Source organism: Streptomyces sp. ISL-66 (assembly GCF_018614135.1).
In the GTDB taxonomy this organism is placed as follows: Bacteria; Actinomycetota; Actinomycetes; order Streptomycetales; family Streptomycetaceae; genus Streptomyces.
In genome coordinates this window covers 15,601-36,377 of the sequence record NZ_JAGGOW010000155.1, presented here as the reverse complement: position 1 = coordinate 36,377, position 20,777 = coordinate 15,601, and the positions used below count along the sequence as shown (strand labels likewise).

Annotated in this window: 20 protein-coding genes; 9 read left to right on the top strand and 11 right to left on the bottom strand. The window is 74.7% G+C overall.

What is annotated here, in order from left to right; all coding sequences use genetic code 11:
* Positions 1 to 57: 57 nt before the first annotated feature.
* The 5 genes from J7E97_RS28035 to J7E97_RS28015 all read right to left on the bottom strand — a co-directional run bounded on the left by J7E97_RS28035 (position 58) and on the right by J7E97_RS28015 (position 5,614).
* On the bottom strand, positions 58 to 1,113 hold the full coding sequence (locus J7E97_RS28035) for a PDR/VanB family oxidoreductase (RefSeq protein ID WP_215032882.1): 1,056 nt from the start codon (positions 1,111 to 1,113) through the stop codon (positions 58 to 60).
* Positions 1,110 to 2,012, bottom strand: a complete 903-nt coding sequence (locus tag J7E97_RS28030) for a metal-dependent hydrolase (RefSeq protein WP_215032879.1) — start codon at positions 2,010 to 2,012, stop codon at positions 1,110 to 1,112. Before J7E97_RS28030 ends, J7E97_RS28035 begins: the two co-directional genes overlap by 4 nt.
* 52 nt (positions 2,013 to 2,064) lie before the next feature.
* Positions 2,065 to 3,990 carry a hypothetical protein gene (locus J7E97_RS28025; RefSeq protein ID WP_374224262.1) on the bottom strand — a complete coding sequence of 642 codons (1,926 nt, stop codon included), beginning with the start codon at positions 3,988 to 3,990 and terminating at the stop codon, positions 2,065 to 2,067.
* 73 nt (positions 3,991 to 4,063) lie between these two features.
* Positions 4,064 to 4,912, bottom strand: coding sequence for a tyrosine-protein phosphatase (locus tag J7E97_RS28020; protein ID WP_215032876.1), 849 nt, complete (start codon positions 4,910 to 4,912; stop codon positions 4,064 to 4,066).
* A 60-nt stretch (positions 4,913 to 4,972) separates the two neighbouring features.
* Positions 4,973 to 5,614 (bottom strand): rhomboid-like protein, encoded by a 642-nt coding sequence (locus J7E97_RS28015; protein WP_215032873.1) that lies wholly within the window; start codon positions 5,612 to 5,614, stop codon positions 4,973 to 4,975.
* A 65-nt stretch (positions 5,615 to 5,679) separates the two neighbouring features.
* On the opposite strand from J7E97_RS28015, the gene J7E97_RS28010 reads away from it, so the two are divergent.
* Positions 5,680 to 6,384 (top strand): hypothetical protein, encoded by a 705-nt coding sequence (locus J7E97_RS28010; protein WP_215032870.1) that lies wholly within the window; start codon positions 5,680 to 5,682, stop codon positions 6,382 to 6,384.
* 79 nt (positions 6,385 to 6,463) lie between these two features.
* Entirely contained in the window at positions 6,464 to 7,969 is a 1,506-nt protein-coding gene (locus tag J7E97_RS28005; protein ID WP_215032867.1) for a PepSY domain-containing protein, read from the top strand.
* Positions 7,970 to 8,091: 122 nt separating this feature from the next.
* Here J7E97_RS28005 and J7E97_RS28000 read toward each other — a convergent pair whose 3' ends face one another.
* Together J7E97_RS28000 and glnII are read right to left on the bottom strand one after the other, a co-directional pair.
* Positions 8,092 to 8,694, bottom strand: a complete 603-nt coding sequence (locus J7E97_RS28000) for a winged helix-turn-helix domain-containing protein (RefSeq protein WP_215032865.1) — start codon at positions 8,692 to 8,694, stop codon at positions 8,092 to 8,094.
* A 444-nt stretch (positions 8,695 to 9,138) separates the two neighbouring features.
* Positions 9,139 to 10,158 carry a glutamine synthetase gene (gene glnII / locus J7E97_RS27995; protein ID WP_215032862.1) on the bottom strand — a complete coding sequence of 340 codons (1,020 nt, stop codon included), beginning with the start codon at positions 10,156 to 10,158 and terminating at the stop codon, positions 9,139 to 9,141.
* 295 nt (positions 10,159 to 10,453) lie between these two features.
* On the opposite strand from glnII, the gene J7E97_RS27990 reads away from it, so the two are divergent.
* The gene (locus J7E97_RS27990; protein ID WP_374224265.1) at positions 10,454 to 11,398 is read left to right on the top strand and encodes a Gfo/Idh/MocA family protein; all 945 of its coding nucleotides are present in this window, start codon (positions 10,454 to 10,456) and stop codon (positions 11,396 to 11,398) included.
* A gap of 187 nt (positions 11,399 to 11,585) precedes the next feature.
* Here the strand turns inward: J7E97_RS27990 and J7E97_RS27985 are convergent, their stop codons facing one another.
* Complete coding sequence (locus J7E97_RS27985) at positions 11,586 to 12,167, bottom strand: hypothetical protein (RefSeq protein WP_308346823.1); 582 nt, start codon at positions 12,165 to 12,167, stop codon at positions 11,586 to 11,588.
* A 160-nt stretch (positions 12,168 to 12,327) separates the two neighbouring features.
* On the opposite strand from J7E97_RS27985, the gene J7E97_RS27980 reads away from it, so the two are divergent.
* Complete coding sequence (locus J7E97_RS27980; RefSeq protein ID WP_215032859.1) at positions 12,328 to 13,251, top strand: ketopantoate reductase family protein; 924 nt, start codon at positions 12,328 to 12,330, stop codon at positions 13,249 to 13,251.
* 108 nt (positions 13,252 to 13,359) lie between these two features.
* Here J7E97_RS27980 and J7E97_RS27975 read toward each other — a convergent pair whose 3' ends face one another.
* Positions 13,360 to 13,731 (bottom strand): ArsC/Spx/MgsR family protein, encoded by a 372-nt coding sequence (locus J7E97_RS27975; RefSeq protein ID WP_215032856.1) that lies wholly within the window; start codon positions 13,729 to 13,731, stop codon positions 13,360 to 13,362.
* A 106-nt stretch (positions 13,732 to 13,837) separates the two neighbouring features.
* On the opposite strand from J7E97_RS27975, the gene J7E97_RS27970 reads away from it, so the two are divergent.
* Positions 13,838 to 14,101: a hypothetical protein gene (locus J7E97_RS27970; RefSeq protein ID WP_215032853.1), complete on the top strand. Its 264-nt coding sequence runs from the start codon at positions 13,838 to 13,840 to the stop codon at positions 14,099 to 14,101.
* Positions 14,102 to 14,114: 13 nt separating this feature from the next.
* On the opposite strand, the gene J7E97_RS27965 is transcribed toward J7E97_RS27970, so the two are convergent.
* Positions 14,115 to 15,269, bottom strand: coding sequence for a PP2C family protein-serine/threonine phosphatase (locus J7E97_RS27965; protein ID WP_215032914.1), 1,155 nt, complete (start codon positions 15,267 to 15,269; stop codon positions 14,115 to 14,117).
* Between the two features lie 161 nt (positions 15,270 to 15,430).
* Between J7E97_RS27965 and J7E97_RS27960 the strand changes: the two genes are divergently transcribed.
* The 3 genes from J7E97_RS27960 to J7E97_RS27950 all read left to right on the top strand — a co-directional run bounded on the left by J7E97_RS27960 (position 15,431) and on the right by J7E97_RS27950 (position 18,701).
* Positions 15,431 to 16,117 carry a VIT family protein gene (locus J7E97_RS27960; protein WP_374224264.1) on the top strand — a complete coding sequence of 229 codons (687 nt, stop codon included), beginning with the start codon at positions 15,431 to 15,433 and terminating at the stop codon, positions 16,115 to 16,117.
* 214 nt (positions 16,118 to 16,331) lie between these two features.
* On the top strand, positions 16,332 to 17,234 hold the full coding sequence (locus J7E97_RS27955) for a TIGR01777 family oxidoreductase (RefSeq protein WP_215032850.1): 903 nt from the start codon (positions 16,332 to 16,334) through the stop codon (positions 17,232 to 17,234).
* A 207-nt stretch (positions 17,235 to 17,441) separates the two neighbouring features.
* Positions 17,442 to 18,701 (top strand): NAD(P)/FAD-dependent oxidoreductase, encoded by a 1,260-nt coding sequence (locus J7E97_RS27950; protein ID WP_215032847.1) that lies wholly within the window; start codon positions 17,442 to 17,444, stop codon positions 18,699 to 18,701.
* Positions 18,702 to 18,821: 120 nt separating this feature from the next.
* Here the strand turns inward: J7E97_RS27950 and J7E97_RS27945 are convergent, their stop codons facing one another.
* Complete coding sequence (locus J7E97_RS27945; protein WP_215032844.1) at positions 18,822 to 20,261, bottom strand: regulator; 1,440 nt, start codon at positions 20,259 to 20,261, stop codon at positions 18,822 to 18,824.
* 174 nt (positions 20,262 to 20,435) lie between these two features.
* Between J7E97_RS27945 and J7E97_RS27940 the strand changes: the two genes are divergently transcribed.
* A complete protein-coding gene (locus J7E97_RS27940; protein WP_374224261.1) occupies positions 20,436 to 20,738 on the top strand; it encodes a hypothetical protein in 303 nt (100 codons plus the stop codon).
* Positions 20,739 to 20,777: the final 39 nt, after the last annotated feature.

The following is a 20,777-nucleotide window of genomic DNA, read 5'->3' as shown; positions in this document are numbered from 1 at the left end:
CTTCGCCGCCTGCCGGGGCCGTTGCCCCGGAGGTGCCGGTTCCGTTGGGGGGTCGGCCTACAGGTCCAGGACCAGGCGGTCCGAGGCCGCGCGGGAGACGCACAGCAGCATCGAGTCCTCGCGTTCGCCGTCCGTGAGGAGGGTGTCGCGGTGGTCGATGTCGCCCGACAGGACCCGGTGTCGGCAGGTGCCGCAGAAGCCCTGCTCGCAGGAGTACGGGGTGTTGGGGAGCTCGCGGCGGACGGCGGTGAGGGCGGATTCGGTCGCCGCCACCTCGATGAGGCGGCCCGAGCGGTGGAGTTCCACCGTGAAGGGCTTCGCGCCGCTCCCCGAGGCCGCCGGGGCGAAGCGCTCCAAGTGGACCGGGACGCCCGCCGGGGCCGCCGCCTCGACCGCGGACATCAGGGGGGCCGGGCCGCAGCAGTAGACCAGGGTGTCCGGGCCCGTCGCCGAGAGCGGGGAGAGGTCGGGGAGGCCGGCCTCGTCCCGCGGTACGACCGTGACCCGGTCCCCGTAGGCGGCGAGTTCCGGCAGGAAGGGCATCGAGGCGCGCGAACGGCCGCCGTACAGGAGGGTCCAGGTCGCGCCCGCGGCCTCGGCGGCCCGGAGCATCGGGAGGACCGGGGTGATGCCGATGCCGCCGGCCACGAAGGCGTACGCGGGGGCCGGCAGGAGGGGGAAGCGGTTGCGGGGCGGGCGGAGGGAGAGCTCCGCGCCCTCCAGCAGCTGGGCGTGCGCCTCGCGCGAGCCGCCGCGGCCGTCCTCGACCAGCCGGACCGCGATCGTGTAGCTGCCCCGCGCGGAAGGGTCGCCGCACAGGGAGTACTGGCGCACCAGACCCGACGGGAGCTGTACGTCCACGTGTGCGCCCGGGGCCCAGTCCGGGAGGTCCGGCGACTGCACCGTCAGGCACAGGACGCCGTCCGCGGGCTCCGTGCGGGACACGATCAGGGCCGGTATCCACCGGCGCGGCGAGTACCCCGAGACCGGGCTCTCCAGCGCCGGCAGCGGCCAGAGCGGCGACCCGCCGTCGATGCGCCTGCCGACCGCCCGCTTCGCCAGCCACGCCGCGCCCGCCAGCGCCCCGACCGCCACCGCCGTGCTTCGCCTCATGCGCGGACACCTCCGTTGGCACCGGGGGAGGAGGCCAGGTAGGCGACGGCCTGCGCCGTGGAACCCTCCTGGGAGGGGTGGTAGGTGCGGGACAGGTACGTCGGGATCGACTTCAGCATCGCGCCCGTGGAGGGCAGGGTGCCCTTGCGCCCCGCCCGGTAGAACTGGCCCACCGAGGCCTTGGAGCCGGGCGGCAGTTCGGGGTCGTGCTCCATGAAGTACCGCGATCCGCGCTGCCACAGGAAGACCAGCGCCGTGAAGGCGGTGGCCCACGTCCGCGCCCGGCGCCGGTAGCTGCCGTCCAGGTGCATGAAGAGGTCGAAGGCCACCGACCGGTGTTCGACCTCCTCCGCGCCGTGCCAGCGCAGCAGGTCCAGCATCACCGGGTCCGCGCCCCGCCGGTCCAACTCCTCGGCGTTGAGCACCCAGTTGCCCAGGAAGGCGGTGTAGTGCTCGATCGCCGCGATCATCGCCACGCGCTCCATCAGCCACCACCTGCGCGCCCTGCCCGGCGGCAGCGTCCGGTCACCGAGCAGCTTCTCGAAGAGCCAGTCGACCTGCGCCGTGTACGGCGTCGGGTCCAGGCCCAACCGCTTGAGGTGGGGGAGCACGTCGTCGTGCGCGCTCGCGTGCATGGCCTCCTGGCCGATGAACCCCATCACGTCCGCGCGCAGTCGCTCGTCCGTGATGTACGGGAGCACCTGCTTGTAGACGTGCACGAACCAGCGCTCGCCCGCCGGGAGCAGCAGGTGCAGCACGTTGATCGTGTGGTTGGCGAAGGGGTCGCCGGGCAGCCAGTGGAGCGGGGTGTCCTCCCAGGCGAAGGACACGTTCCGGGCGTTGAGGTCTATGTGTTCCGACGCCACGGGGGCGGGCGACGCGGGCGGCGTATTAGACATGCCGTCAATGTACTGATGGGTAAGGCCGAGGGAAACCCCTCTGCGCGGAGTTCTACCGCAGCACGCCCGCCTTCGATCCGTCCGTCAGCTTGCCCGACAGCTCCACCTGCGCCCCCGCCGGAGCCTTCACTGCCAGCCGGTTGCCCACCGCGACCCCGCTCACCTGGCCGCCGCCCACCGTCAGCGAGGCGAACTGCGCGCTGCCGGCCGCCAGTACGTACCACTGCCCGGCCTTCGACTTCCAGAGCACCCCGGCCAGCACCCGCGGTTCCCGCGCACCACACGCCGGCGAGCCCTCCGCCTTCGCCGCCTGCGCTGCCAGCGGCGCCCCCGGGGCCAGGAACTGCGCCTGCACCCGGTCCGCCGTGCCCTGCCAGGTCTCCGCCCGCGTGCACAGCCAGGTCGCCGTGCCGTCGCCCTCGGGCAGCGGCTGCTTCGCGTACGTCCACGCGTTGACCGTCCGCACCCCGTGCGAGCGCACCGACGGCAGCAGGCACGCGATCCGCGACCACTCGCCCAGCTCCGCGCCCTCCGTCACGTTCCGCTCGGCGCCCGGCGCGCCCGACGTCAGCCGGGCCGGGGTCAGCTCGCCCAGATCGGTGATCAGCCGGGTCCCGCCCTCGCCGGTCAGGGCCAGCGCGTTCCAGCCGGTGCAGGCGCCCTCCGGGGCCGGGCTCGGCACCGGCGGGGTCATTCCGTCCGCCGTCAGCTTCAGCTCGGCCGGGGCACCGGTGGGCTTCAGCAGGTCCCGCAGCGCCGCACCCGTCACCCACGGCGCCGTCAGGTAGCGGACGTTGCCGTCGACCCGGCTGAGGACGAGAGCGGTCGCCGTGTCCGCCGAGGCGCCGTCGGTCCGGGCGAAGTCCAGGGCCGCGATCTCGGTGCCGGAGCGCGGTTCGGCGTACCGGGCCACGCGGAGCCCGTCGTAGAGCAGGACCACGACGGCCTGGTCGACCGTGCCGGCGAACAGCAGCTGCGGTGGGCCCATCGGCGGTCCCGACGGGGTGCCGGGAGTGGCCGAGACGACGACCGAGCGGCCGGGCCGGGCCCAGACGGCCAGCGCCCGCCGCAGCAGGGCGGTGTCGCCGACCCGGTCGCCGCGCGCGGGCCAGCCCGAGTAGTCGGTACGGGAGGACGTGCGCCACAGGGCCGGGTCGGCCCGGACCAGCTGCCCGGGATCCAGGGCCTGCTCCGCCGCCGCGTTCTTCGCGTACGGCGGGGCGGCCGCCCCGTCGGCCCCCCAGCCCCCGCCGGGCAGTGCGAGCAGCGCCCCGCACACCAGGAGGGCGGCCCCGGCGGCGATCCCGGCCCGCACCAGCCGGCGGCGGCGCAGCAGGTCCGTGGGCCGGGCCTGGAGCACGCACGGGTCGAACTCGGGGGAGGAGAACAGCTCGTCGGTCGCCGGATCGCCGGACTCCGCGACGGCGGCGGCCGGATTCGCGACCCCGGCTTCCGTCAGGACCCGCAGCACCTCCGGCTCGGGCAGCCGCTCCAGCGCGCGCAGGACGCAGGCTGCCCGGCCCGGCCCGTCGAGGGTGGCCAGCCACTGGTCGAGGGCCAGCTCCTCGGCGCCGCCCGAGCGCGGGAACAGTCGCAGCCCCCACACCTGGGGGAGCAGCGGCGGCAGTTGCGCCCGCCGGGGCAGTGCGCGGAACGTCAGCGGGATCCCGGCCTCCAGGGCGGACCGCAGCACGCGCAGGCGTACGTAGGCGTACCCGGACTCGGGGCCCGCCCCGCCGCGCTGCCCGGGGACCCCGCCCTGCACCGCGGCCTGGGCGGCCGCCCCGTCCCGGCGGCCGCGCGGCAGGGCGCGCTGGGCCAGCGAGTGCGCGGTGAGCACCCGGCGGTTGCGGCCGAGGGAGGGCGGCAGCACCAGGTAGGCGAGCCGCACCAGCCGCGGATAGTGCTCGACGATGGCGGCCTCGGCCTGCTCGACATCGGGGGAAAGGGGGCGGGTGGCGGTATCCGGCGCAGTCACGTTCAGCAGAACGAGCGAATGGTCCGATGGTCACCCGTCGCCAGCGCACGCGTTCGGCTGATCCGGCCACCGCTCAGGCGATGAGCCGGGCGCGAAGCGCTTCGACCGTCTCGTCGCGGACGCCGAGCCCCTCGCGCACGTACTTCTCCATCGAGCCGTAGCGCGTGTTCACCTCGTCCAGCGCCGCCTTCAGGTACGAGGGGTAGACGCCGATCAGCGCGAGCGCGAGGTCGGGGTCGCCGCCGGCCGCCGTGAAGCCCTCGATCATCGGGGCGAAGGCGATCCGCACCGCCGGGTTCACCGACAGGTACTCGCTCATCAGCGTCTCGTCGTCCGCGCCGAGCAGCGACAGGACGACGGTGGCGCCCCAGCCCGTACGGTCCTTGCCGGCCGTGCAGTGGAAGAGCAGCGGGCCCGCCTGCGGGTCGGCGAGCTCGGTGAGCAGCTGCAGGTACGCGGCCTGCGCCGAGCCGGAGCTCACCAGCGAGCGGTAGACGCCGGCGTACAGCGCCTGGACCTTGCCGCCGCCGAGGTGTTCCTCGGCGACCACCGGGTCGGACAGCAGGTCCTTGAGCTGCGCGGCGGGGATCTTCCCGGGGCCCGCGTCGGCGCCGCGCGCGCCGCCTGCGCCGCACGCACCGCCCGCGCCGTCGGCGTTCATCTTGTCGGCCAGGACGTCGGCTATCAGCAGCCGGGCGCCGGCCGGCAGACGGTCGGGGTGGTCGACGCGCTCGGTGTCGGTGCGGAAGTCGAGGACCGTACGGATGCCCAGCGCGGCCACCGCCGGGTCGGCGTCGAGGTCGAGCCGGTCGAGCTGGCCGGAGCGCAGGACCAGGCCGGGGCGGACCGTGCGGCCGCCGGAGAGCGGGGTGCCGCCGAGGTCGCGGAGGTTGGCGACGGTCGTGGCGGTGGTGGCGGTCATCGTGGCGGCTCCAGCGGTGGCGGTGGCATTCGGAAATCGAATGATCAGAGAACTCAATGACTAAACGACTGCGGACGTCGCGCGCTGGGTGACGCGTGTCATCCCTCTGATTTTCGGAGATCCCTCCCCGGAAGGACAATCGGCGGCCAGTGAGAGCCCGAGGCCCAGCCCCAGCGCCACCAGGTGGCCGGCGTCGGTGAAGGTCCGCCCCCGCCGCAGCAGCGGCCGCACGGCGAGCGCCACCAGCCCCGCCCGGGCGGCGGTGCGCACCGGCCCGCGCGGCAGCGCCGAGGTCAGGGCGCCGAGGACGGTGCCCAGCCCGTAGCTGGTTCCCACGTCCACCGCCCGCCGGGTCCGCGGACCGGCAGACCTGCGCAGGAAGCCGTACACCAGCAGGGTCGCCGCGGTGTGCCCGAACAGGAAGGCGGCGGCCGTCCACCAGGCCCCGTAGGCGTATTCGGCGTACCCGAGGGCCGCCGCCAGCAGCAGCGCGTACGGCAGCGGCATCGGCTCCTCGACCAGCAGCGCGCTGAGCGCCAGGGTCTCCCAGCGGCCGGCGTCGAGGTTGTCGGCATTGGTCGAGCAGGCGCGCAGCAGCCGCTCGCGCGCCGCCGGATCCAGCCGCTCCAGGGCGTACGCGCCCAGCTGGACCCCGCCCGTGTACATCGCGCCCAGTGGCACTGTCAACGGCAGTGGATTCATCCGGCCATGATCGGATACCCCGGCGCGTTGAGCGCCAAAGGGGCCCGTGGCACCATGCCCTGGTCATGACACACAGCCCCGCGCCGCTGCGCGCCGTCCGGGCCGCGCTCTTCGCGGCGGTGGCGGTCGCACTGGGTGCGCTGGGGCATTCGTACATGTCCGGTACGGATGTTCCCGGACTGGGGCTTCTGTTCGCTTTCGTGCTGACGGGAGGGCTCGCCCGGCTCGGCGCCGGGCACCGCCGTGGACCGCTCCCCATCGCCGGGGCCCTGCTCGGCGTTCAGACGGTCCTGCACTTCGCCTTCTCGGCGTCCGCCCGCCACCACCACGTGGCGGGAGCGGGCGCGGGAGCGGAGGCGGAAGTCGCGGGCGGCATGGGCATGGGCATGGCCGGCACGAGCGGGATGACCGGCATGAGCGGGATGGCGGCCGGCCACGCCCACGACGGCCTCGGCATGATCGCCGCCCACGTCCTCGCCGGGCTGTTCTGCGCGGCGTGGCTGGCCTGGGGCGAGGCGGCCGTCTTCCGGCTCGCCGCCGTCCTCGCGGCCGGGGCCCTGATCGCCGCCCGGCCCCTGTCCGGGGTGCTCGCCCTGCTGTGGAGGCGCGTCGCCCCCAATGAGCCGGTGCCCGCCTTCCGTCGCCCGGCCGCCCGCGCGCGGGCGCGCACCCTGCGCGGGGCCGTGCACGCGCACACCGCCGAGCGGCGCGGGCCGCCCGCGCGCGGACGGATCCGCATCTCGGCCCCCGGCCGTCCTGCCCGCGCCTGACCTGCACGGCGCACCTCCTCGGTGAGGGGGCGAGACCTGGGGCCCGTCACCCATGTCTTCGCCAACACCTAGGACACCCATGTCTCTCGACGAGGTCCCGGGAGCCCGCGCAGCGGACTCCGACGCACCCGAAACCGACGCGGAAGCCGGTACGGACACCGGTACGCGAACCAGTGCGCAAGCCGGAACGCAAACCCGCGGGCCCGACGCCTGGGCCGCACTGCGGCCGCTGCTCCTGCGCCTGCACTTCTACGCCGGGGTGCTGATAGCCCCGCTGCTGTTCGTCGCCGCCACCACCGGGCTCCTCTACGCCGGCTCCTGGCAGGCCGAGAAGATCGTCTACGCCGACGAGCTCACGGTCGAGCGCGTCGGCGCGAGCGCCCTTCCGCTCAGCGCCCAGGTCGACGCGGCCAAGAACGCCGCGCCGCAGGGCTCGGTGACCGCCGTATGGCCCGCGCCCGAAGCGCGGGACACCACCCGGGTGATCCTGACGAGCCCGGGACTCGCCGAGGGCGAGACCCTCACCGTGTTCGTCGATCCGTATACGGCCGAGGTGCGCGGAACGCTCACCACCGCCGGTGACGCGCTGCCGCTGCGGGCCTGGCTGAGCGAGTTCCACTCCAGCCTGCAGCTGGGGGAGGTCGGGCGGAACTACAGCGAGCTCGCCGCGAGTTGGCTGTGGGTGGTCGCGCTGGGCGGGCTCGCGCTGTGGATCGGCCGCAGGCGCACCCGTAAGGCGGCGCTGGTCGTTCCGGACCGCAAGTCGACCGGCCGGCGCAAGACGCTGTCCTGGCACGGATCCGTCGGCGTCTGGATCGCCGTCGGCCTCGTCGGCCTCTCCGCGACCGGCCTGACCTGGTCGAAGTACGCCGGCGAGCACATCGGACGGCTCCAGGACGGCCTCGGCGGCGCGACCCCGGCCGTCTCCGCCAAGGTCGCCGGCGCCCCGGCCGCCGACGCCGGCGGGGAGCACGCCGGGCACGGCGCGGGCGACGGCGCGCAGACGGTGCCCGTCCCGGCCGACGCCATCGGCATCGACGGCGCGCTGGCGGTGGCGCGGGCCGCCGGGGTCACGGAGTCCTTGCGGATCACCCTGCCCGCCCAGGGCAAGGGGTACGTGGTCAAGGAGCAGGACAAGCAGGTGCCGGTGCACCTGGACGCGGTCTCCGTCGACCCGGCCGACGGCCGGGTCATGGACGAACTCCGCTTCGCCGACTACCCGTTGCTCGCCAAGCTGACCCGCTTCGGGATCGACCTGCACATGGGCCTGACCTTCGGTGTCGCCAACCAGCTGGCCCTGGCCGCGCTCGCGGTCCTGCTGATGTTCATGGTCGTCTGGGGCTACCGCATGTGGTGGCTGCGCCGCCCGACCAAGGAGCGCAAGCTGTCGGTCGGCCGCGCGCGGCCGCGCGGGGCGTGGCGCCGGCTGCCGGTGACGGCGCTGCTGCCGCTGGCCGCGGTGACGGCCCTCGTGGGCTGGTTCGTACCGCTGCTCGGGATCAGCCTGCTGGTGTTCCTGGCGGCAGACCTGCTGCTGGGCCTCGCGGCGGCGCGGCGCCTGGCCGGGGCCGGCGCGGAGGCGTAGGCCTCCGGCTGCGGGCCGGGGCAGCGACACCCCTTGAAGTCGCACCAGTTGGCCCGGTGTGATGAACCGGAGCGGGCCCGTACTCCCCTCGTGAGTACGGGCCCGTCGTCACAACGGCTCGGTCAGGGGGCGTACTTGTACCCCACACGCCGCACGGTCTGGATCGCGCCGCGGTGCGACGCGCCCAGCTTGCGGCGCAGCCGGGCGACGTGGACGTCGACGGTGCGGCCGTCGCCGACGTGTCCGTAGCCCCAGACGGTGGTCACCAGCTGGTCCCGGCTGTGCACCCGGTGCGGGTTCGCGACCAGGTGGGCGAGCAGCTCGAACTCCAGGTACGTCAGGTCGAGCACCTGGCCGTCCACCTCGGCCGTGCGCTGCGCCGGGTCGATGCGGACCAGGGCGTCCCCGGTGACGGGCGCGGTCTCAGGGGCCGTCGCGGTCGGAACGGAGTGCGGGGCGAAGGCGATCGGCGGCTGCTGGTCGGCCGGTACGAGCACCAGGTAGCCGACCATCGGCGGCTGCCCCGGCAGGCTGGGCAGGGTGTGCTGGGGGGCGGGCAGCCAGGTGGCGCCGGGCGGGAGCAGGTCCACGACACGGGCCACCTCGTCCCGGTCCACGGCCCGCAGGCGGTGACGCGGACTGGGCGGGAAGGCCGGGTAGGTCGGGGGAGCGGTCGCAGCGGTCGCAGCGGAGGTGGCGGAAGCAAAGGAACGGGCGTTCGTCATGAGTGGTCGGCTCTTTCACGCGGAGTGGTCGGCAGGAGACGTGCGTACAGGCGTCGTCTTTGTCGTACCGCGCAGACCGAAGGCCTCGGGCGAAGGTCGTTTGCGAGATCCCGGAGGCTTTAGAGGGCCGGCGCGTTCTTCGCGCGGCAACACACCCGGTCGAAATCGTGGTCCTGACGGGAAGGCCAGAACGGCTCGAGGTCGCTGCGACCGGTCGAGGTGTGCGGGTGGCTGGCCATGCCCCCATTCAAGCAGACGCACCGACCCTGAGGCAGACCCCGTCTCACGTCATGGATCGAAATCCCATATTCCGAAACCCGCCCGTGAACGGACCATGGCGATCCCGACAACCCGTCAGGCCCGGGTGGCTGGCCCTGGGGACGTGGCGAAGCCCGCCGGGCCGTGGGGCTCGACGGGCTTCGGGAGTGTGGGGTGCGGGCGCGGTCAGACCAGGCCGTCCTTTTCCAGGGCGGTGCAGCAGGTGTCCGTGATGAGGCGGGTCACCACGTACGGGTCGACGTTCGCGTTCGGGCGGCGGTCCTCGATGTAGCCCTTGCCGTCCTTCTCCACCTGCCACGGGATGCGGACGGAGGCGCCGCGGTCCGAGACGCCGTAGCTGAACTCGTTCCACGGGGCGGTCTCGTGCAGCCCCGTCAGGCGCTCGTCGATGCCGGCGCCGTAGTTCTTGACGTGGTCCAGCGGCTTGCTGCCCTCGCCCAGGGACTCGCACGCGGAGATGATCGCGGGGTAGCCCTCGCGCATCGCCTTCGTGGAGAAGTTGGTGTGCGCGCCCGCGCCGTTCCAGTCGCCCTTGACCGGCTTCGGGTTCAGCGTCGCGGAGACGTTGAAGTCCTCGGCGGTGCGGTAGAGCAGCCAGCGCGCGATCCACAGCTGGTCGGAGACCTCCAGCGGGCCGACCGGGCCGACCTGGAACTCCCACTGGCCGGGCATGACCTCGGCGTTGATGCCGGAGATCGCCAGGCCCGCCGCGAGGCAGTGGTCCAGGTGCTTCTCGACGATCTCGCGGCCGAAGATCTCGTCCGAGCCGACGCCGCAGTAGTAGCCGCCCTGCGCCGCCGGGAAGCCGTTGACCGGGAAGCCGAGCGGGCGGGTGCCGTCGAAGAAGGTGTACTCCTGCTCGATGCCGAAGATCGGGGCCTGGCCCGCGAACTTCTCGGCGATCGGACGCAGCTGCGCGCGGGTGTTCGACTCGTGCGGGGTCATGTCGATGTTCAGGACCTCGCACAGGACGAGGACGTTGTCGCCGCCGCGGATCGGGTCGGGGCAGGAGAAGACCGGCTGCAGCACACGGTCGGAGGCGTGGCCCTCGGCCTGGTTGGTGCTCGAGCCGTCGAAGCCCCAGATCGGCAGCGCGTCGCCGTCGCCGAGGATCCTCGTCTTGGAGCGCAGCTTCGCCGTCGGCTCGGTTCCGTCGATCCAGATGTACTCAGCCTTGTAGCTCACGGGCCCCATCCTTCGGTGCGTCGCTCCGGCGCAGACTCTGCGGGTGCTGCGGTCGCGCGTGCGGTTGCGGTTGCGTCGTGCGGTTGCGTCGTGCGGTGGTGTACCGCCTCGCGTTCCGCGCTTCGCGTGCTGCGGATTCGTTCTGCGGTGTAGACCGCAGCGTGCCCGCTCGCGATTTCTCTTCCGTTGCCCGCGTGTGAACCCCGTGTTACCGAGGTTTACCCCGCAGGTGGGCGCCCTTGTGCGGGTTGCCGACAGGACACCCGTCCGGGTGGGGCAGACTGGGCAGGTGAGCATTTCGTATGATTTGACGCCCGCCGGAGAGGCCGCCGCGGAGGCCGCTTCCGGGCCCCTTCCCCGTGTCGGACTGCTGGGTACCGGCCCCTGGGCCCACCGCACCCACGCCCCCGCCCTCGCCGCGCATCCCGGCTCCGAGTTCGTCGGAGTCTGGGGCCGCAGGCCCGAAGCCGCGGCCGAGCTGGCCGCCGAGTACGGCGTGAAGGTGTACGAAGACCCCGACGCGCTGTTCGCCGACTGTGACGTCGTGGCCTTCGCCCTGCCGCCCGATGTGCAAGCCCCGCTCGCCGTGCGCGCGGCCGCCGCCGGCTGCCACCTGCTGCTCGACAAGCCCGTGGCCACCACCGCGGAGGCCGCCCGCGCCGTCGCCGGGGCCGTGGTCGAACACCGGGTCGCCTCGGTGGTCTTCCTGACCCTCCGCTTCGCCGAGCCGACCGCCGGCTGGGTCGCGGAGCAGGCGGAGCGCTCGGGGTGGTTCACCGGCGCCGCCCACTGGCTCGGCGCGGTCTTCCCGCCCGACGGGGAGCCCAGTGCCTACGCGGCTTCGCCCTGGCGCAAGGCCAAGGGCGGACTGTGGGACGTGGGCCCGCACGCATTGTCCGTACTCATTCCCGTACTCGGCGACGTCACCTCGGTCAGCGCCACCCGGGGCCCCTCCGACGTGGTCCAGCTCGCCCTGCGCCACACCTCCGGCGCGGCGAGCACCGCGGTCCTCAGCCTGAGCTCCCCGCGCGCGGCCGCCGGGGTGGGCCTGGAGGTGCGCGGGGCCGAGGGCGTCTTCGGCCTGCCGGAGTGGGGCAACGTCCCGGGCGCCTACGGCCGCGCCCTGGACGCGCTGCTCGCCGCGGCGCGCACCGGGGTGCCGGACGAGCGCGGGGCGGAGTTCGGGGCACGGCTGACGGAGATCCTGGCGGAGGCGGAGGAGCAGCTGCTGCTTCCTTGAGGACGGGCGCCTCCCCCGGGGTGGTCGCCTCCTCGGGGTGGGTGCCTCCTTGGGGTGGCTGCCTCCGCGAGGTGGGTGCCTCCGAGAGGGCGGGCGCCAACGCGAGGGTGGCTGCCTCCCCGAGGACGGGTGCCTCCGCGAGGGTGGTCGCGCGGGGGCCGGGCGCCGCTCCCGCGTGCGCGGCCGCCTACTTGATCAGGGCGTTGGCCGCGATGATGGCCAGTCCGATCGTGGCGTCGGCCATGCCGATCAGGAGTGCGGAGGCGAGCTTGTAGCCGACCCGGACGGCCACGAAGGCGCCCCAGGCGAACAGCATCGCGGTGTTCAGGCCGAGCCCGACGGCCGTCACCCCGTGCGAGTCCCAGCCGGTGAGCCCGGCGACGAACAGCAGCAGGACGGTGGGCAGGGTGGCCGCGATCATCGGCCATTCGTTCCACAGCGCCCGCACGAGCAGCCGCCACCGGTGCCCGGCCGAACCGGGCTGGTGGGTGGCCATGTGGTGGGAATACCCGTGCGCGAGCCCGGCGGTGGCGGCGGTCACGAGGACCCAGCTGGCGTCGTAGAAGGGCGTGTAGTCCCCGCCCTTCTGGTCGAGCGCGGCGAGCAGCCCGGAGGCGAGGACCGTCCCGTACACCCCGCCGAACATCCAGTCGGCTCCCCGCCGGGGCGGCGGAAGCAGCGGAGTGGTGGGGGCGGCGGGGGCGGTGGGGACGTCGTGGGCGGTGGGGCTCTCGGGGGCGGCGGGCCGGGGGTGCTGCTGATCGGTCACGACGGGTCACGGGTCCTTTGGTGCGGTACGTACCACTTTGGCGCTGACCCCACCCTACGAGGTGCGGAGGGGCCGCGGCGCCGACGGCCGGGGCTTCCGCGCGGAGCGCGGACGGCCGGGAGGGCGGAATACCGTGAAGTGCGGGGGACTTGAAGCCGGTATGAGAATCCTGACGGTCGGAGCCGGCGCCACGGGCGGATACTTCGGCGCGCGCCTTGCCCGGGCCGGCCGGGACGTCACCTTCCTGGTGCGCCCCGAGCGGGCCGCGGCCCTGCGCGCACGCGGGCTCCGGGTGACCGGGCCGGGGGAGGAGATCGCCCTCGCCCCGCAGCTGGTCACCGCCGACGCGCTGACGCGGACGTACGACCTCGTCCTGCTGTCGGTGAAGTCCACGGCCCTGGAGGCGGCCACCCGCGACCTCGCTCCCGCGGTCGGCCCCGGCACGGCGATCGTGCCGCTGCTCAACGGCATGGCCCATCTCGACCACCTCGCGGGCCGCTTCGGCGACGCGCCGGTGCTCGGCGGCGTGGCCAAGGTGGTCACCACCCTGAACGAGCACGGCGACATCGTCCGGATGGCCCCGCCCACCGTGCTGCTCACGGGGGAGCGCGACGGGCGGCCCTCCGCGCGCGTGGACGCCGTGCGCGAGGTCCTGGCCGGAGCGGGCATCGACACCCCCGAAGTGCCGGACATCGTGGCCGCCATGTGGCACAAGTGGGTCTTCATCACCACCCTGGTGGCGGTGACCTCGCTCGCGCGCGGCGCCGTCGGCGAGGTCAACGCGGTGCCGGGCGGGAGCGAGTTCGGCCTCGCGGTCCTCGCGGAGGCGGCCGCCGTGTCCGCCGCCGCCGGACATCCGGTGCCGGAGTCCGAAGTCGCCCTCACCGCCCGGACGCTGACCACACCGCAGTCGCCGCTGACCCCCTCGATGTACCGGGACCTGGTCGCCGGCCATCCGACCGAGGTCGAGCACGTCTTCGGCGACCTGGCCGCCCGGGCCCGGGCCCTCGCCGTGCCCACCCCGCTGCTCGACCTCGCCGCCCTGCAACTGCGCGTGCACCAGCGGCGCGTGGCGGGCGGATAGGGTCCGGAGCCCCGGACCGGGGCCCGGGGGACGGGCCTGGACGGACGGGGTGAAGGCTGACGGGACGTGGGGGCCGGCTGACGGGATGGGGCGGCCGGTCGCGGTCGGCTACGCCTTGCGGGACAGGGCGTCCCGTACCGCCTCGTCCGTGCGGGCCACCACCGCCGTGCCGTCCTCCGCCGTGATGATCGGCCGCTGGATCAGCTTGGGATGCGCCGCGAGGTGGCTGATCCAGCGCTGCCGGGCCGCCTCGGTCTCCTCGCGCGGCAGTTCCCGCACGCCGGTCTCCTTGGCGAGGGGGTCCGAGGTACGGGTGATGTCCCACGGCTCCAGGCCCAGGCGGCCCAGCACCTCGCGGATCTCGGCCTCGGAGGGGACGTCCTCCAGGTAGCGGCGGACGGTGTACTCGGCCCCTTCCGCGTCGAGCAGGGTCAGTGCGCTGCGGCACTTCGAACAGGCGGGATTGATCCAGATCTCCATGCCCGGAAGCCTATCGAAGCGGTGCCTGGCCAGGGCCTTTGTCAGTGGTCCCCGGTAAAATCAAGGAAGAACGACGGGACGCCAACCACCAGTTCGGAGGCTGTAGATGGCCACTGCCATGACCACGCACACCATCGAGCAGATCAAGAAGAAGCCGCTGCCCGCAGGGCTGCCCCGCGAGTGGTACGAGAGGCACAACCGGGGGCTGAAGGCGATGCGGCTGGCGATATCGCTCCTCGACTCGGGCACGTATGACGTCCAGCGCGCCACCAACCGCAAGATCCGCACCATGGCGGTCCGGACGGGCATCCGCCGGCCGTCCAACGTCACCTGCAAGATGGTCCGGTCCTTCATCCGCGAAGCGGCGTAGGCAGACAGCACTCCTACCCCTCCCCGCCCGTCTCGGGGGCCTCCGCCGCGGGGGTCTCCTCACGGAGCAGTCGTCCCGGAGCCGTCGTCACGGCGTGCGGCCCCGTACCGTCCGGCTCCTCTTCGGGCGACAGCACGAGCAGCGCCACGTCGTCGCGGGGCCCGCCCCCGGTGAAGGACTCCAGGTCCCGCCACACCGCCCGGGCGAGCCCCGCCGCGTCCGAGGCCAGTACGGGCACGCGCGCGGCCAGCGGGTAGAAGCACCCCGCCGCGTCGCGGGCCTCCGTCACGCCGTCCGTGTACATCAGCAGCCGGTCCCCGGGAAGGACCGGGAGCTCGGCGGGCCGGGCCGGGGCGCCCGCGCCCGCCAGACCGAGACCGAGGGGAGGGCCGGGGGGCACGTCGAGCTCCGAGGCCACGAAGCCGCGCAGCAGGAGGGGCGGGGGGTGCCCGCAGGACACGATCCGTACGAAGCCGGCCCCGGGCGGGAACTCCATCAGCACCGCCGTGACGAACAACTCCGCGTGTTCCACCGGCTTGGCCGCCGCGTCCGCCAGCAGCCGCCGCTCCAGCCGGGCCGCCACCGCCGAGAGCTCCGGGTCGTCCAGGACCCCCTCCCGGAAGGCGCCGAGCAGCGAGGCCACCGTACCGACGGCGGCCAGGCCGTGGCCCTGGACATCGGCGACGACCGCACGCACGCCGAAGGGCCCGACCCGTACGTCGTACAGGTCGCCGCCCACCAGGGTCCCGCGCTGGGCCGCCCGGTAGAGGCCGGAGCAGCGGATCCGCCCGACCCGCTCGGCGACGGGCGGCAGGACGGCGAGCTGGGCGGCCTCCGCGACGCTGCGCACGCTGACCAGCTGGGCGTCCCGGCGTTTTCGGACCCAGGCGACGACGACGCTGAGCACCCCGATGACCGCGACGGTGGCGAGATCGGAGCCCCGGGCGTGCGCGACGGCGATGCCCGGCATGCCGAGGAGCACGAGCACGATGCCGGCGAAGACGGCCGTCCCGGCGGCGCCGTAGGCGAAGGCGGCCACCGGTGGGAGCCCGGCCAGGAAGTAGCCGAGTTCCACGTCGCCCGGTGTGAGGCGCTGCGCGAGGACCAGTACGACCAGCGCCGCCGCGGGCGCGAACCGGGCCCAGCGCGGCGGCGGGGCACCGCGCATCCAGCCCGGCTCCTCGCGTTCGCGTCTCACTCCTCCACCCTGGTACCGGCGCGGACCGCGCGCACGCCGGGTGGCCCTGCCGGGCGCGGGGCACGACAGTGGGGGGCGTGACGGAAACGGTGGACAGTGGTGGCGGTACGGGCGTCGGCGGGAGCGGCGGTGTGCAGAGCGCGGCGATCAGTACGCGGCTGAACTGGCTGCGCGCGGGGGTGCTCGGCGCGAACGACGGGATCATCTCGACGGCCGGCCTCGTCGTGGGCGTCGCCGGGGCCACGACCTCGCGCCAGGCGATCCTGGCGGCGGGGGTCGCGGGCCTGCTGGCGGGCGCGCTGTCGATGGCGGCCGGGGAGTACGTCTCGGTCAGCTCCCAGCGGGACTCCGAGGAGGCGGCGCTCGACCTCGAACGGCGGGAGCTGGCGGAGTCGCCGGAAGAGGAGCTGGAGGAACTGACGGGGCTGCTGGTGGCGCGCGGGCTGAGCGGGGAGGTGGCGCGGGAGGCCGCGGAACAGCTGACGGAGCGGGACGCCCTGCGCGCGCACGCGCGCGTGGAACTGGGGATCAACCCCGACGAGCTGGCGAACCCGTGGCACGCGGCGCTGGCGAGCCTGGTGGCCTTCACGGTGGGGGCGCTGCTGCCGCTGCTGGCGATCGTCCTGCCGGGGCCGTCCTGGCGGGTGCCGGTGACGGCGGGCGGGGTGCTGGTGGCCCTGACGCTGTGCGGGGTGCTCAGCGCACGGCTGGGCGGGGCCCCGGCCGGCCGCGCCGTCCTGCGCAACGTCGCCGGCGGCGCCCTGGCCATGGCCGTCACCTACGCGGTGGGCACCTGGCTGGGCTCGGCTCCTTCCTGAGGCTCCGGCCCGCTCCATTTCAGCCTCGCCGGCGTGTGAGGCGCGGGGTCTGGGGCGGAGCCCCGGGGGCCAGGGCGGAGCTCGGGCTCTACGGGTCAGGGCGGAGCCCTGGGAACGGTGGAAGGGCGGGGAGGGGACAGGCCCCGCGCAGCGGGAGAGGGCCGCCCGGCCCAGGCGTGGGGTCGGCGCGTCGAGAAGGCGGCAGGATGAGGGCATGCGTATCGCACTCACCGGTGCCACCGGCCTCATCGGCAGCGCCCTCGGGCGGGATCTACGGGCCGACGGCCATGAAGTCGTCCGCTTCGTGCGGCGGGAGCCGGCCGCCCCGGACGAGGCGCGGTGGGACCCGGCGCGGGGGTACGTGGACCCCGCCGGACTCGCCGGCTGCGGAGCCGTCGTGCACCTCGCCGGCGCCGGGGTCGGGGACCGCCGCTGGACGGACGCGTACAAGCGGGAGATCCGCGACAGCCGGGTCAAGGGCACGGCCGCCATGGCGCGGGCCGTCGCCGCCATGGCCGAGCCGCCCGAGGTGTTCGTCTGCGGGACCGCCGTCGGCTACTACGGCGATACGGGTGACCGGCCCGTCGACGAGAGCGCTCCGGCGGGAACCGGGTTCCTGCCGGAGGTGTGCGTCGAGTGGGAGGCCGCGGCCGCCCCCGCCCGGGACGCCGGGGTCCGGACCGTGTTCGCCCGTACCGGGCTGGTCGTCGCGGCGGAGGGCGGGGCCTGGGGGAAGCTGTTCCCGATCTTCAAGGCCGGCATCGGCGGCCGGCTCGGCAACGGCCGCCAGTACTGGTCGCACATCTCGATGCACGACGAGATCGCCGCCCTGCGGTACCTCGTCGACAACCCCGCCATGAGGGGGCCGGTGAACCTGACCGCCCCCGAGCCCCTGACCAACCGCGAGGTCACGGCCGCCATGGGCCGGGTCCTGCACCGGCCGGCGCTGTTCGCCGTACCGGCTCCCGTCATGCGCGTGGTGCTGGGCGAATTCGCCCAGGACGTGCTGGGCAGTCAGCGGGTGCTGCCGACCCGGCTGCTGGAGTCCGGCTTCGTTTTCCGTCACCCCGGCATCGACGAGTCGATCAGGGCCGCCCTGACGGCCTCCGAGGCCTAGCCCGGCAGGGGGGCCCGAGGGCCCTGAGGGGGCCCGGAGGGGGAGCACGGCGCTGTCCGCGTGCGACCGTACGTGAGCCGAATGCGACCGGTGTGCGACCGGAGTTGACCGTCCGGGCGGTAATGGGCCGCCCAACTCTGGTTCCGCCGGAGTCGGTTGGGGGAAGGAGGATCCCCACACAGCCGGGCCGACCTCGGGGAGGGGCACGTGCTCCACAGCGCACACGCACACCATGCGGACGTAGTCATCGTGGGAGCCGGAGTTTCCGGGCTCTCGGCCGCACACCACCTGATCGCGGCGGGGGTCACGGTCATCGTCCTGGAGAGCGCCGACGACCCCGGCGGCCGCATGGCCACCGAGACCGTGGACGGCTTCCGGCTCGACCGGATCGGACAGTTCCTCAACACCGCCTACACCGAGCCGGCCCGCACCCCCGGCCTGGAGCGCCTCGTCCTGCGGCCCTTCGCGCCCGGGGCCCGCGTCCACGCCGACGGCCGGACGCTCCGCGCCGGGGCGCTCACCCCCGCCCGCGCCCTGACCAGCGGTTCCCTCGATCAGGCACGCGTCGGCGCCGCCCTCGCGCGGCTCGCCGCCCTGCCCGAGGAGCGCCTCCTCGCCCGCCCCGAGCGCACCGCGCACGCCGCCCTGAGCTCCAGGAGCCTCGGTACGACGCTGCGCCCGCTCCTCGCCGCGCTCCTGCGCGATCCCGGACTCACCACCTCCAGCCGCGTCGCCGACCTGGCCCTGCGCACCTTCGCCCGCGGCCGCCTCGCCGTGCCCGAGGGCGGCGCGGCGACCCTGCCCGGGCTGCTCGCCGCCGCGCTGCCGCCCGGCACCGTACGCACCGGGGTCCGCGTCCGCTCCGTCGCCACCAACCTCGTGACCACCGCGGAGCACGGCGACTTCAGCTGCCGCTCCGTCGTCCTGGCCACCGGGGCCCGGGCCGCCGCCGAACTGCTCCCGGGGCTGCGCGTGCCCGGCTTCCACCAGGTCACCGTCATCCACCACGCCACCGCCACCGGCGCCGGGCCGCTCCCCTGGGACGGCTCGCTGCTGCTGGACGGCGACCCCGACTGGCCCGTCGCCCACACCGCCGTGATGAGCGCCGTCGACCCGACGCGCGCCCCGTCCGGCCGCAGCCTGGTCACCACCACCGTCCTCGGCCCGCCGCCGCCCGCGCGCACGGTCGCCTCGCGCCTGGCCCGGCTCTACGAGACCTCGACCCGGGACTGGGAGCTCCTCGCCGTCCACCACACCCCCGAAGCCGTGCCCGCCATGCCCCCGCCACAGGACACCCGCCGCCCCGTCCGGGTGCTGGCCGGGCTGTACGTGTGCGGCGACCACCGGGACACCAACACCGTCGAGGGCGCCCTGCGCTCCGCCCGCCGCGCCTCCGGGGCCGTCCTGCGCGACTTCGGCATCCCGCTCCCGGCCGCACCGCGGGCCGCGCTCCCGGTGGCGGCCTGAGGCACCCCCCGGCGGGGCCGGACGACGCGTCCGGCCCCGCCGGGGGAAGCCTCCGGGCGGCAGACCGGGGGAGATCGAGTCGCGGAGCCCGCGCAGCGCCCCGGCAGCGGGTCCGCGGGGTCACGACAAGGCGGCCACCCGGTCCCGGTACGTCCGCACCGCCGACGCGTCCCGGTACGGCTCCAGCCGCCGCTCGAAGTCCCGTACGTACTCCACCGCACGCACCGACCGCATCTCCATCGCCTGCTGCGCCGCCTCCGCGCCCAGCGCGCACGCCTGGTCCAGCTCGCCCAGCCCCAGCCGGGCCGTCGCCAGCACCACCCGGCAGAAGAGCCGCGAGCGCGCGTACGCCGGGGACCGCAGCTGGAGCGAGCGCTCCGCGTGCTGCGCCGAGGCCCGGTACTGCTGCAAGTCCCGGTGGCAGTGCCCGAACTCGTCCGCCAGCTGCGCCTCGTCGTAGCACCGCGCCCAGTGCGGCACGTCGTCCCCCGGCCGGGCCGCGCCCAGGGCCCGCTCGGCCCGCACCAGGGACGCCGTCGCGGCCCTGACCTCGCCGAGCACCGCGTGTCCGCGCGCCTCCGCCGAGTGCAGCAGCGCTTGCACCACCGGCGGCGGGCCCGAGCCCACGCCCTGCTGGGCCACGCGCGCCAGCTGCACCGCCTCCCGGCCGTGGCCGAGGTAGACCGCCTGCCGGCTCATGGTGATCAGCACGAACGCCCCGTACGGCCGGTCCGCGGCGGCCTGGGCGAGCCGCAGCGCTTGCACGAAGTACCGCTGGGCGAGCCCGTGCGCGGCGATGTCGTACGAGGTCCAGCCCGCGAGCCGGGTCAGGTCCGCGGCGGCGGAGAACAGCCGGCGCCCGGTGTTCTCCCCGTAGGTGCCGCGCAGCATCGGCTCCGCCTCGTGCTCCAGGTAGCGCACCAGGGCCTGGCGGGCGTGGCCGCCGCCGTAGGCGTGGTCCAGGGTGCGGAACAGCTCGCTGACCGATCTGAGCGCCGCGATGTCACCGCCCGTCACCCGCTGACCGGGCCCGCGGTCGATCTGCCGCTGGCGGGGCACCGAGGTCCGGCCCTGCGCCGGGATCCGGGCGGCGGCCTGGTCCGCTCCCCGGCCGACGCGTTCGTCGGCCCGGCCGATGAGCCAGTCCCGGCTGGGCACCACCAGCCCGGCCGGAGTGAAGGCGATCTTCCGCAGTTCCGCGTGCGAGCCCGAGTCCTTGCGCCACAGGCCGCTGGCGATGTCGACGGCCTCCTCCGGGGTGGCCGCGAACTCCAGCCCGGCGTACACGGGGGCGCACGCGTCCAGCCCCAGGTCCTGGGCCGACAGCCGCCGCCCGAGGCGCCGGGTGAACACTTCCGCGATCAGTGCCGGGGTGGTGCCGCGCGGCTGCTGCCCACGCAGCCAGCGCGTCACGGAGGTCTTGTCGTACCGCAGGTCGAGACCGTGCTCCAGACCGAGCTGGTCCACGCGGCGGGCGAGCCCGGCGTTGGAGAACCCGGCCTCGGCGATCAGTGCCGCGAGCTGCCGGTTGGGGACACGCTGGGCAGGTCGTTCCGTCATCGGCTCCACGGTCTCCTGACGCGACGGACCGGAGTCCCGGCCCCTGTGAACGGCGTGAATGTAGCGGCGAACTCCGCCCACACCGCCCCCTCTGCCCCACATTCATCCGATCGTGTGCAGAACCGGTATGGCTCTTTACGGACCCACCCCCTCCACCCGCGTACGCTGCGGCCCATGACCCGCCGGCCCACCGGGGAGCATCCCCCCGGCAGCTCCGAGCGCCTCGACGGCGACGGCAGCTACGCACAGTCCACGGCGCCGCTCCCGGCCCCCGAGCTGACCGAGGCGGAGTGCCGGCGCTGCGGGACGTACATCGCGGGTCTCGACGGGCGCTACGCCTGCGGGGTCTGCGGCTGGGTGAACGACCACTCCGAGGGGCACCGGCGGCTGCCGCGGGCGGACGAGGACCCGGACCGGCCGGCGAAGGGCGGCAGGCGGCCCGCGAGGCCCCCGCGGGGGCCCGGACCGGGCGGCTGACGGCCCGGGAGCGGGCCGCCGTACCCTTGCCTGGTGTGA

Excerpts from the sequence above, each read along its gene's own strand:
- J7E97_RS28035 (WP_215032882.1), bottom strand. The coding sequence starts at position 1,113 with ATGAGGCGAAGCACGGCGGTGGCGGTCGGGGCGCTGGCGGGCGCGGCG.
- J7E97_RS28030 (WP_215032879.1), bottom strand. The coding sequence starts at position 2,012 with ATGTCTAATACGCCGCCCGCGTCGCCCGCCCCCGTGGCGTCGGAACAC.
- J7E97_RS28020 (WP_215032876.1), bottom strand. The coding sequence starts at position 4,912 with ATGACCGCCACCACCGCCACGACCGTCGCCAACCTCCGCGACCTCGGC.
- J7E97_RS28015 (WP_215032873.1), bottom strand. The coding sequence starts at position 5,614 with ATGAATCCACTGCCGTTGACAGTGCCACTGGGCGCGATGTACACGGGC.
- J7E97_RS28010 (WP_215032870.1), top strand. The coding sequence starts at position 5,680 with ATGACACACAGCCCCGCGCCGCTGCGCGCCGTCCGGGCCGCGCTCTTC.
- J7E97_RS28005 (WP_215032867.1), top strand. The coding sequence starts at position 6,464 with ATGTCTCTCGACGAGGTCCCGGGAGCCCGCGCAGCGGACTCCGACGCA.
- J7E97_RS28000 (WP_215032865.1), bottom strand. The coding sequence starts at position 8,694 with ATGACGAACGCCCGTTCCTTTGCTTCCGCCACCTCCGCTGCGACCGCT.
- J7E97_RS27980 (WP_215032859.1), top strand. The coding sequence starts at position 12,328 with ATGAGAATCCTGACGGTCGGAGCCGGCGCCACGGGCGGATACTTCGGC.
- J7E97_RS27975 (WP_215032856.1), bottom strand. The coding sequence starts at position 13,731 with ATGGAGATCTGGATCAATCCCGCCTGTTCGAAGTGCCGCAGCGCACTG.
- J7E97_RS27970 (WP_215032853.1), top strand. The coding sequence starts at position 13,838 with ATGGCCACTGCCATGACCACGCACACCATCGAGCAGATCAAGAAGAAG.
- J7E97_RS27965 (WP_215032914.1), bottom strand. The coding sequence starts at position 15,269 with ATGCGCGGTGCCCCGCCGCCGCGCTGGGCCCGGTTCGCGCCCGCGGCG.
- J7E97_RS27955 (WP_215032850.1), top strand. The coding sequence starts at position 16,332 with ATGCGTATCGCACTCACCGGTGCCACCGGCCTCATCGGCAGCGCCCTC.
- J7E97_RS27945 (WP_215032844.1), bottom strand. The coding sequence starts at position 20,261 with ATGACGGAACGACCTGCCCAGCGTGTCCCCAACCGGCAGCTCGCGGCA.
- J7E97_RS27940 (WP_374224261.1), top strand. The coding sequence starts at position 20,436 with ATGACCCGCCGGCCCACCGGGGAGCATCCCCCCGGCAGCTCCGAGCGC.